We start from the raw sequence: 13,208 nt of genomic DNA, 5'->3' as shown, positions 1-13,208 counted from the left end.
GGGCCGCGCAGCGGCCCCCGCTTCAGCAAAAGCAGGGGACTGCTGCGCATTCCATCGGGGATGAATCCCCTCGCCACCTATTCAATTGTTTTCGGTTACAAACTTCGCACTGACGTACGGCGAGTAGTCCGGCAGCACCGTCTCGACCTTGCCTTGTTCCTTCAAAAACTTCGCCGTCTCACCAATCGCCTTCGCCGTACCGCCGTCCAGCAGTGCAGTTGATTGCTGCGCCTTGGCATCAGGGAACGCGGAACCTGCGAGCAATTCCGGCACGTCGGCCGCATTGGCACCCGTCAGTTTTGCGATTTTCTGCACTGGCGCCGAGTCCGCTGTCCAGCTGTCTTTATGGCTGGCGTAATCGGCAAACGCGTCTAGAGTGACCTTGGCAAACTTGGCCACCACCTCAGGATGCTTCTCGGCGTAGTCCTTGCGTGCGACCCAGACTTCGAACGTCGGGGCGCCCCATTGGCCGACTTGTGCAGCATCGGTCAGGGTCTTGCCGGTCTTGCGGATTTCACCCAGTGCAGGTGACCAGACAAATGCGCCATCGATATCCCCACGCTTCCAGGCTGCGGCGATTTCCGCCGGTTGCAGGTTCACCACTTTGACTTTCGAGGTGTCCAGGCCCCAGTGCTTGAGTGCGCCGAGCAGGCTGTAATGGGACGTGGAAACGAAGGGCGTGGCGATGGTCTTGCCGACCAGATCCTGGGGGGTATTGATTCCGCTGCCATTGCGCACCACCAAGGCTTCGGCGGCATTGATCTGCGCCGAAACAATGAAGGCGACGATCGGCAGATTGCGCGAAGCGGCCGCTGCCAACGGGCTGGAGCCGAGGTTGCCGATCTGCACATCGCCGGAGGCAATGGCTGTCACAACTTCCGGGCCACTATTAAAGCGTCGCCAGTCGATCTTTTGGCCGATGGTTGTTTCGTAAGTGCCGTCGGCCTGGGGGACTTTGCTGGGGTCGATCCCGGTTTGATAACCGATGGTGAGGTTGGCAGCCTGCGCGGAAAAACAAACCAGCGCCGACACACAAACTGTAACAAATTGACTAGATAGTGCGCGTTTAGCCATCATGGCGTCGCCTTTTCGATAGGGTTTGACGAATTGGGGTTGCGCCAAAGCTAATCGATATAAAAAAAGGCTAACAAATACCATTTAGGAATGAGCTTAGTCGCCGATACGTTGTATCCGGGCGAAGATGGCGAGATAGTGGCCATATTCCCGAATGATATGAAAAAGAATGAATAAATTCTTTTTGGGTTTATCAGGAAATCTTTACTCTGCACGGACCAAATCACTGCGATTAGACCTTGGTCGTAGACACACAAGGTTACGATTGACTTGTCAGTCACGGTCTGGCGCTAATCGCGCATCTTAGGATCCAGGGCATCAGACCCCGGACCAGGAACACAAGAATTAGAAACGAGAGGAGCTTTACATGAACAAGTCCACCTTGGCCCTGGCTGTGGCCGTAGGGGTTTTGGCGCAGCAGGCAGGCGCCGCCGGTTTCATCGAAGACAGCAAGGCCACTCTGGGCCTGCGCAACTTCTACATCAACACCGACAACCGTGACGGCACTGGCCCGAACAAGAACGAAGAGTGGGGCCAAGGCTTCGATCTGCGTTTCATCTCGGGTTACACCCAAGGCACCGTGCAGTTCGGTGTTGACGCGATCGGCCTGTACGGCGTGCGTCTGGATTCCAGCCCGGCCAAGAGCGGCAACGCCGCCGGTACGTCGTCGGGTGGCACTGTGTTCCCAAGCGACGGCAATCGCGCTGTGAATGACTTCGCCAGCCTGGGCGTGACCGGCAAGGTCAAGATCTCCCAGACAGAGCTGAAGGTCGGTACCCTGATGCCGAACAACCCGGTCATCAAGTACAACGACGGTCGTCTGCTGCCGCAAACCTTCCAGGGCGAAGCGATCACCTCGAACGAGTTCAAGGACCTGACCCTGACTGCCGGTCAGGTTGAGGCCGTGAAAGGTCGTAACTCCAGCAACAACGAGAACATGTCGATTGCCGGTGCGAACGCAGGTTCGAACTACGACAAAGGCGTGTTCAGCAACAAGTTCTACTACGGTGGCGCTGACTACAAGATCAACAAAGACCTGACCGCTTCGTACTACTACGGCGAGCTGAAGGACTTCTACTCGCAGAACTTCCTGGGTCTGGTACACAACTGGGCAATCGGCCCGGGCGTGCTGAAAAGCGACCTGCGTTACTACCGCAGCCGTGACAACGGTGCCAACGGCGATACCGCTGCCTACTACACCAGCGGTTACTACGGTGGCACTACCACCAAGGGCAAAGTCGACAACGATCTGTACAGCTACCTGGCACTGTACTCGGTTGAAGGTCACACCTTCGGTGCTGGCTACCAGTACACCAAAGGCGACAGCGACTTCCCTTGGCTGAACCAGGGTGACGGCTCGTCCAACAGCACCATCACCGACATGCAGATCCAGAAGTTCGCCCGTGCTGGCGAGCGTACCTGGCAGGCTCGCTACGGCTACGATTTCGCCAAGATCGGCGTTCCTGGCCTGACCGCCAACCTGATCTATCTGCGTGGCAACAACATCGACACCCCGCTGGGCGAAAAAACCGAGTGGGAACGTGACCTGACCATCGGTTACGTGATTCCGGAAGGCCCGCTGAAAAACCTCGGCGTTGCCTGGAAAAACGCGATGTGGCGTACCGATCTGGCGAACACCCGTTCCCAGGACGAAAACCGCCTGATCGTCAGCTACTCGATCCCGCTGCTGTAATAGCGCGTTCAAGCGGTTGATGTAAAAAAGCCCCGTCCGGCACCGTGCCGGACGGGGCTTTTGCATTTCCGGGTCAGACTCACCCCCGTAAGCCTGTCCCGGAATTCCCCTCTTTTGCAGCTACTCAAGGCCTTCTCGAACCTTGAGGGCGATGTTCGTCGCGATGCCGGCGAGCGTCCAGTGAACGATGTTTAATATTCCTTTAAGTACTAGATATCTCGTTATTTATTCTTTTTCATGATGGCAAATCCCGAGCTACAGTTGAGTTCTCCAACAACTCATCAGGAGCAGCACCATGAGCCTCAGACTCGGCGACATCGCCCCCGACTTCGAACAGGATTCCAGCGCCGGCAAGATTCGTTTCCACGAGTGGCTGGGCGATAGTTGGGGCGTGCTGTTCTCTCACCCGGCCGACTTCACCCCAGTGTGCACCACCGAGCTGGGCTTTACCGCCAAGCTCAAGGATGAGTTCGCCAAGCGTGGCGTGAAAGCCATCGCACTGTCGGTCGACCCGGTGGACTCGCACCACAAGTGGATCGAGGACATCAACGAAACCCAGAACACCATCGTTAACTTTCCGATCCTGGCCGACGCCGATCGCAAGGTTTCCGACCTCTATGACCTGATCCATCCGAACGCCAACGACACCCTGACCGTGCGCTCGCTGTTCGTGATCGATCCGAACAAGAAGATCCGCCTGACCATCACCTACCCGGCGAGCACCGGGCGCAACTTCCACGAGATTTTGCGGGTGATCGATTCGCTGCAGCTCACCGACAACTACAAGGTGGCCACTCCGGCCAACTGGCAGGATGGCGAAGAGGTGGTGATCGTGCCGTCGCTCAAGGACGAGGAAGAGATCAAGCGGCGCTTCCCGAAAGGCTATCGCGCGGTGAAGCCATACCTGCGCCTGACGCCGCAGCCGAATCGTTAAAATCAAAAGATCGCAGCCTGCGGCAGCTCCTACAGGAGTTAGTCGATCCATGTAGGAGCTGCCGAAGGCTGCGATCTTTTGATGCATCCCAATAGCAGGGGATTTCAGGCCGTTTTAACGGCCTGTTTTTTTGCCCGGAACACAGCAGATCGCATATCTCTTAAACGAATAACCAAATGAATAAATATGATTTATGGATATATAAATCAGCTGGTAAGGTCACTCCATCGACGCGAGATCGCAACCCGCGAATCGCCTGTAACGCGCAAGGAATTGTCTGAATGCTGGTCGTCTCACTCGGTGGCAGTCCCAGCCAACGCTCCCGCTCAGGAGTGTTGCTCGAGCGCTCGCAACGCTGGTTGCAGGAGCAGGGGGTGGAAGTGGTGAGTTACCAGGTACGGGACTTCCCGGCCGAAGACCTGCTGCATGCCCGCTTCGACAGCCCGAAAGTGCTTGACCTGCTGGCGCAGATTGAAAACGCCGACGGTCTGCTGATCGCCACGCCGGTGTACAAGGCGTCGTTTTCCGGGGCGCTGAAGACAGTGCTCGATCTGCTGCCCGAACGCGCCTTGAACCACAAGATCGTTTTGCCGATGGCCACGGGTGGCAGCATCGCCCACATGTTGGTGGTCGATTACGCGCTCAAACCGGTGCTGTCGGCATTGAAAGCCCAGGAGATGCTGCAAGGCATTTTCGCCGAGGACAGCCAGATCGCTTACGGCGAAGGCAGTGCCGCGGCGCAACTGGCGCCGGCGCTGGAGCAGCGTCTGCATGAAGCGCTGGATCAGTTTGTCAGCGCCATGGCCCGCCGGCCAAAACCGCTGGAGCCGGGGCTGTTGAATGAACGTTTGTTGAGTGCTCGCTGGAGCATTTAAGCCTCACCGGAATTTGAAGTACTCACCTTACTCAGCCGTCAACGGCCAAGCAGGTGCAGCCACAACCCAACAGCAAAAAAGGAGAGCGCTATGCGCACTGTATTTTTGCGTCGTGGTCTGGTCGCTCTGTTTGCTGCGGCTGTGTCCTTCGGCGCCATCACTCAAGCTCAGGCCGAGACTCTACGGATCGGTTATCAAAAATACGGCACGCTGGTGCTGCTCAAAGCCAAAGGCACTCTGGAAAAGCGTCTGGCCGCGCAAGGCGTGGACGTGCAATGGACTGAATTCCCCGGCGGCCCGCAACTGCTCGAGGGCCTGAACGTCGGCTCGATCGACTTCGGCGTGACCGGTGAGACTCCGCCAGTGTTTGCCCAAGCGGCGGGCGCTGATCTGCTCTACGTCGCCTACGAACCGCCAGCGCCGAACAGCGAAGCGATCCTCGTGCCGAAAGACTCGCCGATCAAATCGGTCGCCGATCTCAAGGGCAAGAAAGTCGCCCTGAACAAAGGCTCCAACGTGCACTACCTGCTGGTACGCGCACTGGAAGACGCCGGCCTCAAATACTCCGACATCCAGACCGTATTCCTGCCGCCGGCCGATGCCCGCGCCGCGTTCGAGCGTGGCAGCGTCGATGCCTGGGTGATCTGGGATCCGTACCAGGCCGCTGCCGAGCAACAGCTGCAAGCGCACACCCTGCGTGACGGCAAAGGCATCGTCGACAACCACCAGTTCTACCTGGCGACCAAACCTTACGCGCAGAAAAATCCCGAGGTGATCAAGACCCTCGTCGAAGAAGTGCGCGCTGTCGGTGAGTGGTCCAAAGCCAATCCTCAAGACGTGACCCAACAGGTCGCGCCACTGCTCGGCCTGCCGGCGGACATCACTCTGACCTCGGTGAAACGCCAGGGCTACGGTGCGCTGTTCCTGACCCCGGAAGTTGTCGCCGCACAACAGAAAATCGCCGACACCTTCTACCAGCTCAAGCTGATTCCCAAGCCGTTGAGCATCAAGGATGTGATCTGGACGCCTCCGGCCGCTGTGGCCCAAAGCTCGGTTACCCAAACCCAGTAAATCGAATCCCCAAGGAGACCACTCCATGAGCCTCAACATCTTCTGGTTCCTGCCTACCCACGGCGACGGCCATTACCTTGGCACCGCCGAAGGCGCCCGCGCCGTTGACCACGGTTATCTGCAACAGGTCGCGCAAGCGGCGGATCGCCTGGGCTTTGGCGGCGTGCTGATTCCCACCGGCCGCTCCTGCGAAGACTCGTGGCTGGTCGCCGCATCGCTGATCCCGGTGACTCAGCGTCTGAAGTTTCTTGTCGCCCTGCGCCCCGGGATCATTTCCCCGACGGTGGCGGCGCGGCAGGCAGCGACGCTGGATCGTCTGTCCGGCGGTCGTGCGCTGTTCAACCTGGTGACCGGCGGTGACCCGGAAGAGCTGGCCGGTGATGGTCTGTTCCTCAACCACGAAGAGCGTTATCAAGCCTCGGTGGAATTCACTCGCATCTGGCGTCGGGTGCTCGAAGGCGAAACCGTCGATTACGACGGCGAACACATCAGCGTGAAGGGCGCCAAGCTGCTCTATCCGCCGATCCAGCAACCACGTCCGCCGCTGTACTTTGGCGGCTCCTCGGAAGCGGCGCAGGATCTGGCCGCCGAACAGGTCGAGATGGTACTGACCTGGGGCGAACCGCCAGCCGCGGTGGCGGAGAAGATCGAACAAGTGCGCGCCAAAGCCGCCAAGCTCGGACGCACTGTGCGCTTCGGCATTCGTCTGCACGTGATCGTGCGCGAAACCAACGCGGAAGCCTGGCAAGCGGCAGACCGGCTGATCTCGCATCTGGACGACGACACCATCAAACGTGCGCAGGCCTCGCTGGCGCGCTTCGATTCGGTCGGCCAGCAGCGCATGGCCGCATTGCACGGCGGCAGTCGCGACAACCTCGAAGTCAGCCCCAACCTGTGGGCCGGCGTCGGCCTGGTGCGTGGCGGTGCGGGTACCGCGCTGGTCGGAGATGGTCCAACCGTGGCCGCCCGCGTGAAGGAGTACGCGGATCTGGGTATCGACACCTTCATCTTCTCCGGTTATCCACACCTCGAAGAGTCGTACCGCGTCGCTGAACTGCTGTTCCCGCACCTCGACATCGAGCGCCCGGAACTGCCGAAAAGCGCCGGTTACGTCAGCCCGTTCGGCGAGATGGTGGCCAACGACATTCTTCCCAAAGCCGCGTCGCAGAGCTGAGGCGCGCCATGAACAAATTTATCCACAGCCTCGCGCCCTGGGCGTTGCCGGTGCTTTTGCTGGCGGTGTGGCAGTTGTCGGTGTCGGCCGGCTGGTTGTCGACGCGGATCCTGCCGGCACCGGTGGCGGTGATCGAGGCCGGTGTCAGTCTGGTGCGCAGCGGCGAGATCTGGACCCACCTGGCAATCAGCGGCTGGCGCGCGGCGCTGGGCTTCACCATCGGCGGCAGCATCGGTCTGGTGCTGGGCTTCATCACTGGCCTGTCGAAGTGGGGCGAACGCCTGCTCGACAGTTCGGTGCAGATGATCCGCAACGTGCCGCACCTGGCGCTGATTCCACTGGTGATCCTGTGGTTCGGCATCGACGAGTCGGCGAAGATTTTTCTGGTGGCGTTGGGCACGTTGTTCCCGATTTACCTCAACACCTATCACGGCATCCGTAACGTCGATCCGGCGTTGGTGGAGATGGCGCGCAGTTATGGCCTGTCCGGTTTCAGTTTGTTCTGGCAGGTGATTCTGCCGGGCGCGTTGCCTTCGATTCTGGTCGGTGTGCGCTTCGCGCTGGGCTTCATGTGGCTGACGCTGATCGTCGCCGAAACCATTTCCGCCAGTTCCGGCATCGGCTATCTGGCGATGAATGCCCGCGAGTTTTTGCAGACCGATGTGGTGGTGCTGGCGATCCTGCTTTACGCGGTGCTCGGCAAACTCGCTGATCTCGCGGCCCGTGGCCTTGAGCGTGTGTGGTTGCGCTGGCATCCGGCTTATCAGGTGGCCAAGGGAGGTGCGGCATGACCGCTCAACAACCTCCACGCCTGCTGCGCGGAATTCCGCTGGTGGTGCGCAATCTGCAGAAAACCTTCGGTGCGCGGCAGGTGCTGCGCGACATCGACCTGCACATTCCGGCGGGGCAATTCGTCGCCGTGGTCGGGCGCAGCGGTTGCGGCAAGAGCACCTTGCTGCGCTTGCTCGCCGGCCTCGATCAACCGACTGGCGGCGACCTGCTGGCCGGTGCCGCCCCGCTGAGCGATGCGTGGGAAGACACCCGCCTGATGTTCCAGGAAGCACGGCTGCTGCCGTGGAAAAAGATCATCGACAACGTCGGCCTCGGCCTTAAAGGCAACTGGCGCCCGCAAGCCCTGCAAGCGCTGGAGGCGGTCGGTCTGGCCGATCGCGCCAACGAGTGGCCGGCCGCCTTGTCCGGTGGGCAGAAGCAGCGCGTGGCGTTGGCCCGAGCGCTGATTCATCAACCGCGCCTGCTGTTGCTCGACGAGCCGCTGGGTGCGCTGGATGCGCTGACCCGGATCGAGATGCAGCAACTGATCGAACGCCTCTGGCAGAAGCATGGGTTCACCGTGCTGCTGGTGACCCATGACGTCAGCGAAGCGGTGGCGATTGCCGATCGGGTGATTCTGATCGAGGACGGCGAAGTCGGCCTCGACCTGCAAGTGGAGTTGCCTCGTCCGCGAGTGCGTGGATCGCATCGACTGGCGGCGCTGGAAACCGAAGTGCTCAACCGTGTTCTGTCCCTGCCCGGCGAGCCGCCGGAGCCGGAACCTGTTTCACCCCTGCCTACGCAATTGCGTTGGGCGCAATAACTCAAGCTTTATCAACGACAGGAATCAAAGCCATGACTATCAAAGCCATCAACGTGCGCAACCAGTTCAAAGGCTCGATCAAGGAGATCGTTCTCGGCGACGTGCTGTCGGAAATCGACGTGCAAACCGCTTCCGGCATCGTCACTTCAGTGATCACCACCCGCTCGGTCAAGGAGCTGGAACTGGCGGTGGGCAGCGAAGTGATCGCCTTCGTGAAATCCACCGAGGTGTCGATCGCCAAGTTGTAAGCCTGTGGATAAAAACAAACCCCGAAAGGCGTGAGCCCTTCGGGGTTTTTTGTTATCTGCATCAGCTGAGGATGGTGTCGCGGCCATCGCTGGCAAGCCAGCTCCCACAGGTTATCTGTCGGTCACCAAATCTGCATACACAGAAGCTCCTTGTGGGAGCTGGCTTGCCAGCGATGAGGCCATTCAGCTCACCAGATGTCTCTTGGGCAGATAAGGCGGCAGATACAACCCGAGATAGGCATCAAACACCCGCATCCCTTCCTCGGCCATGCGCGGCGTGATCTGCCCGTGCTGCTGCACCGAACGCGCATATACGCGGTCGCCCAACTCCATCGCCAGCGCGAACACGTCGACATCGCTAGGCAGTCGCGGCAATTCGAAGTGATGGTCGAACAGCTTGTGCATCAGGTCGCCCAGTTCGATGTCGTGCTGGCGGTCGGCCTGGGTCACTTCGGTCAGGCCGTGCTGGGCGAGGATCAACTGGCGGGCGGCGGCGTCTTCGTCGTAGATCTCCAGCATGCGTTGCTCGATCAGTCGCGAGAGGTCGCGCCAGTCTTGCAGCGCTTCGTGGTCGATCGGTGCCTGCAGGCAGGCGCGAAACGCCGCGTGCACATCTGCCGTCAGCGCTTCGAGCAGCGCCGGGACGCTGGCGAAGAAGTGATACACGGAGGACGGCGGAATCTGCGCGCGTTCGGCGACGCTGTAGATCGACAGACTGGCCACACCCTCGGCGGCCAGCAGCGTGCGCGCGGCGTCGAGTATCGAATCGATTCGCGCCTGGCTGCGGGCACGGGGTTTGCGGACGGGGGCGGGACGCGTCATGGAAGTCTCCTGCGGGGCAGCGGGCATTGTACGAGCCGGGTTCGATGTTGTCTGCCCGGACGCCATCGCTGGCAAGCCAGCTCCCACAAGGAATGTTTGTGTACTCGGAATTTATGTTCGACGAAGAACCTGTGGGAGCTGGCTTGCCAGCGATCCGCCGCAGGCGGCCATTCACACCAAACACAGGGGTTTGTGTTCTGCCATAAAAAAGCGCTGCGGGCTGAAATGGCCGGCAGCGCTTTTTATTCCTGCAACCCGCTTAAACGGTATGCAGATACCAGTTGTACTCAAGGTCGGAGATGGAGTGTTCGAACTCCTCCAGCTCGCTTTCCTTGCAGGCGACGAAGATATCAATGTATTTCGGATCGATGTATTTGGCCATCACCTCGCTGTCGTCCAGCTCACGCAGGGCATCGCGCAAGTTGTTCGGCAGGCTTTGTTCGTTCTGCTCGTAGCTGTTGCCTTCGACCGGAGCGCCCGGTTCGATCTTGTTCACCAGACCGTGATGCACGCCGGCCAGGACCGAAGCCATCAGCAGGTACGGGTTGGCGTCGGCGCCGGCCACGCGGTGTTCGATACGCACGGCGTCGGCAGAGCCGGTCGGTACGCGGATCGCCACGGTGCGGTTGTCCAGGCCCCAGCACGGCGAGTTCGGCACATAGAACTGCGCGCCGAAACGGCGGTACGAGTTGACGTTCGGGCAGAGGAAAGCCATCTGCGCCGGCAGGGTCTCGAGCACACCGCCGATCGCGTGACGCAGCGCGGCGTTCTGCTCGGGATCCTCGCTTGCAAAGATGTTCTTGCCATCTTTGTCGAGCACCGAGATGTGGACATGCAGACCGTTACCCGCCTGGCCTGGATACGGCTTGGCCATGAAGGTGGTGTCCATTTCATGGTCGTAGGCGATGTTCTTGATCAGACGCTTGAGCAGTACCGCGTAGTCGCAGGCCTTGATCGGGTCGGCGACGTGGTGCAGGTTCACTTCGAACTGCGCCGGGGCACTTTCCTTGACGATGGCGTCGGCCGGGATGCCTTGCTCTTTGGCGCCTTCCAGAATGTCCTGGAGGCAGTCGACGTATTCGTCGAGGTCATCGATCAGGTAGACCTGAGTCGAGTGCGGGCGTTTGCCAGAGATCGGTGAGCGTGGCGGCTGAGGGCGGCCGTTCACGTTTTCCTGGTCGATCAGGTAGAACTCCAGCTCAAAGGCTGCGCAGATGGTCAAGCCCAGCTCGTCAAACTTTGCAACAACTTGACGGAGCACTTCGCGCGGATCGGCGAAGAACGGGTCGCCTTCGAGTTCGTGCATGGTCATCAGCAGTTGCGCGGTCGGGCGCTTCTGCCATGGCTCGTTGCACAGGGTATCGGGGATTGGATAGCAGATCCGGTCGGCGTCGCCGATGTCCAGACCCAGGCCGGTGCTTTCCACCGTAGAGCCATTGATATCCAGAGCAAATAGAGAGGCCGGCAGGTTGATGCCTTTCTCGTAAACCTTGTGGAGGCTGGTGCGTTCGATGCGCTTGCCGCGCACCACACCATTCATATCCGCAATCAGAAGGTCAACGTACAGAACCTCAGGATGTTCCTTAAGGAACGCGTGTTAAGCTGAACGGCACGCGGGGGTACCGACATGATGCAACACCTTTGTTGTTAAAAATATCAATCATTGATCTTTTCTGGTTTCAGTCAACCCGAACGGCATGCCGAAGTCAAGCGAGGCCTTTTTTGCCCTAAAAAAGCGCTGCAAGGGCATTTATGGGGCACTTTGGGGCAGTTTTTTGTCCTTGGGACGCTTGGCACCCGCGGGCTTGAGCAGGCCGTGTTGTATTTTTTACGGGGGTGTTGTGTAAAAAAATGAACAAGGCTAAGCTCCGATCAAACCCATAACAGCAATAATACCGGGGTGCTTCATGTCTCGCCTGCCGTTAATCGGCATCACCGACTGCTCGCAACAGTCCGGTCTGCATGCTCAACACATCAGTGGCGACAAATCCGTCCGTAGCGCAGCCAGCAAGGCTCGCGTCCTGTCGACGATGTTCCAGGCGGCAGCAGCCGCAACGGCAGCGTCCGTTATTCTGGACGTACGACAAAGCATTCTGTTTATGGCGTCCCCTTCCAATATAGATCCCTTTGAGTCTCAAAACCTGTGCCGCTTCTCCAGCCGTGCTCGTGATTCTGCACGTATTGAATGTGCACAGGAAATGCAACGCCAGCGTAAAGGGCAGGTAAGCTCCTCTTTCATTGTCTATGCGCGGTGCCAGGCGTAAGCCGGCACTGCGCGCAAGCAAGCCCCCTTTAACGCGACGCCACGGCGTCAAACTTTGCCTGACACGATGTCAGGAGACTCAGCCCAGAGGCATTTATGAGTAACAACCTCGACCAGCTCACCGATTGGTTGAAAGACCACAAGATCACAGAAGTCGAATGCATGATCGGCGACTTGACCGGTATCACCCGGGGCAAGATCTCGCCGACCAACAAGTTCATCGCCGAGAAGGGCATGCGCCTGCCGGAAAGCGTTCTGTTGCAGACCGTAACCGGCGACTATGTCGAAGACGACATCTATTACGAACTGCTCGACCCGGCCGACATCGACATGATCTGCCGCCCCGACCAGAACGCCGTGTACCTGGTGCCATGGGCCATCGAGCCGACCGCCCAGGTGATCCACGACACCTACGACAAGCTAGGCAACCCGATCGAGCTGTCGCCGCGCAACGTGCTCAAGAAAGTCCTGAAACTCTATGCCGACAAGGGCTGGCAGCCTATCGTGGCGCCGGAGATGGAGTTCTACCTGACCAAGCGCAGTGACGACCCCGACTATCCGTTGCAGCCGCCGATTGGTCGTTCGGGCCGTCCGGAAATCGGTCGTCAGTCGTTCTCTATCGAAGCGGCGAACGAATTCGACCCGCTGTTCGAAGACGTCTACGACTGGTGCGAACTGCAGGAGCTGGACCTCGACACGCTGATCCACGAAGACGGCACGGCGCAGATGGAAATCAACTTCCGTCACGGTGACGCGCTGTCGCTGGCCGACCAGATTCTGGTGTTCAAGCGCACCATGCGTGAAGCCGCACTCAAGCACGACGTGGCCGCAACCTTCATGGCCAAGCCGATGACCGGCGAGCCGGGCAGCGCGATGCACCTGCACCAGAGCATCATCGACATCGAGACCGGCAAAAACGTGTTCTCCAATGAAGACGGGACCATGAGCCAGCTGTTCCTGCACCACATCGGTGGCCTGCAGAAACTGATCCCGGAACTGCTCCCGCTGTTCGCCCCCAACGTCAACTCGTTCCGCCGCTTCCTGCCGGACACTTCGGCGCCGGTGAACGTAGAGTGGGGCGAAGAGAACCGCACCGTGGGCCTGCGCGTACCGGATGCCGGCCCGCAGAACCGCCGCGTGGAAAACCGTCTGCCGGGCGCCGACGCCAACCCGTACCTGGCGATTGCCGCTAGCCTGCTCTGCGGTTACATCGGCATGGTCGAAGGCCTCAATCCGAGCGCGCCAGTCGTTGGCCGTGGCTATGAACGCCGCAACCTGCGCCTGCCGCTGACCATCGAGGATGCGCTGGAGCGTATGGAAAACAGCGCGACCATCGAGAAATACCTGGGCAAGACCTTCATCACCGGCTACGTCGCGGTCAAGCGGGCCGAGCATGAAAACTTCAAGCGCGTGATCAGTTCCTGGGAGCGTGAGTACCTGCTCTTCGCCGTCTGATACGC

The 13,208-nt window shown here is 59.7% G+C and carries 12 protein-coding genes and 1 pseudogene; 10 read left to right on the top strand and 3 right to left on the bottom strand.

Translation table 11 applies throughout. The features are described from left to right. Positions 1–81: 81 nt before the first annotated feature. Entirely contained in the window at positions 82–1,077 is a 996-nt protein-coding gene (gene tauA / locus ACIP8I_RS10360; RefSeq protein WP_400760770.1) for a taurine ABC transporter substrate-binding protein, read from the bottom strand. Between the two features lie 364 nt (positions 1,078–1,441). On the opposite strand from tauA, the gene ACIP8I_RS10355 reads away from it, so the two are divergent. From ACIP8I_RS10355 to ACIP8I_RS10320, 8 genes are all read left to right on the top strand, one after another. After that, positions 1,442–2,767 carry an OprD family porin gene (locus ACIP8I_RS10355; RefSeq protein ID WP_367086127.1) on the top strand — a complete coding sequence of 442 codons (1,326 nt, stop codon included), beginning with the start codon at positions 1,442–1,444 and terminating at the stop codon, positions 2,765–2,767. A 295-nt stretch (positions 2,768–3,062) separates the two neighbouring features. Beyond that, the gene (locus tag ACIP8I_RS10350) at positions 3,063–3,701 is read left to right on the top strand and encodes a peroxiredoxin (RefSeq protein WP_202369124.1); all 639 of its coding nucleotides are present in this window, start codon (positions 3,063–3,065) and stop codon (positions 3,699–3,701) included. A 281-nt stretch (positions 3,702–3,982) separates the two neighbouring features. Continuing rightward, positions 3,983–4,576, top strand: coding sequence for an NADPH-dependent FMN reductase (gene ssuE / locus ACIP8I_RS10345; protein ID WP_108590094.1), 594 nt, complete (start codon positions 3,983–3,985; stop codon positions 4,574–4,576). A gap of 90 nt (positions 4,577–4,666) precedes the next feature. Then, entirely contained in the window at positions 4,667–5,647 is a 981-nt protein-coding gene (locus ACIP8I_RS10340) for a sulfonate ABC transporter substrate-binding protein (RefSeq protein WP_400760766.1), read from the top strand. Between the two features lie 25 nt (positions 5,648–5,672). Next, positions 5,673–6,821: an FMNH2-dependent alkanesulfonate monooxygenase gene (gene ssuD, locus ACIP8I_RS10335; protein WP_003229262.1), complete on the top strand. Its 1,149-nt coding sequence runs from the start codon at positions 5,673–5,675 to the stop codon at positions 6,819–6,821. 8 nt (positions 6,822–6,829) lie between these two features. Further along, entirely contained in the window at positions 6,830–7,612 is a 783-nt protein-coding gene (gene ssuC, locus ACIP8I_RS10330; protein WP_027610511.1) for an aliphatic sulfonate ABC transporter permease SsuC, read from the top strand. Continuing rightward, a complete protein-coding gene (ssuB, locus tag ACIP8I_RS10325) occupies positions 7,609–8,415 on the top strand; it encodes an aliphatic sulfonates ABC transporter ATP-binding protein (RefSeq protein WP_400760761.1) in 807 nt (268 codons plus the stop codon). The genes ssuC and ssuB overlap by 4 nt, the downstream gene beginning before the upstream one ends. 32 nt (positions 8,416–8,447) lie before the next feature. Beyond that, complete coding sequence (locus tag ACIP8I_RS10320; RefSeq protein ID WP_007967989.1) at positions 8,448–8,663, top strand: molybdopterin-binding protein; 216 nt, start codon at positions 8,448–8,450, stop codon at positions 8,661–8,663. Positions 8,664–8,846: 183 nt separating this feature from the next. On the opposite strand, the gene ACIP8I_RS10315 is transcribed toward ACIP8I_RS10320, so the two are convergent. Beyond that, a complete protein-coding gene (locus ACIP8I_RS10315) occupies positions 8,847–9,485 on the bottom strand; it encodes a TetR/AcrR family transcriptional regulator (protein WP_400760758.1) in 639 nt (212 codons plus the stop codon). A gap of 259 nt (positions 9,486–9,744) precedes the next feature. After that, a pseudogene (locus ACIP8I_RS10310) lies at positions 9,745–11,114 on the bottom strand (glutamine synthetase family protein). Between the two features lie 278 nt (positions 11,115–11,392). Between ACIP8I_RS10310 and ACIP8I_RS10305 the strand changes: the two are divergent. Together ACIP8I_RS10305 and ACIP8I_RS10300 are read left to right on the top strand one after the other, a co-directional pair. Continuing rightward, a complete protein-coding gene (locus ACIP8I_RS10305) occupies positions 11,393–11,749 on the top strand; it encodes a glutamine amidotransferase (protein WP_400760755.1) in 357 nt (118 codons plus the stop codon). Between the two features lie 95 nt (positions 11,750–11,844). Further along, entirely contained in the window at positions 11,845–13,203 is a 1,359-nt protein-coding gene (locus ACIP8I_RS10300) for a glutamine synthetase family protein (protein ID WP_400760753.1), read from the top strand. Positions 13,204–13,208: the final 5 nt, after the last annotated feature.

It is taken from the genome of Pseudomonas sp. NPDC088414 (assembly GCF_044753325.1).
Taxonomy (GTDB): domain Bacteria; phylum Pseudomonadota; class Gammaproteobacteria; order Pseudomonadales; family Pseudomonadaceae; genus Aquipseudomonas.
This window is presented reverse-complemented; position numbering and strand designations above follow the sequence as displayed.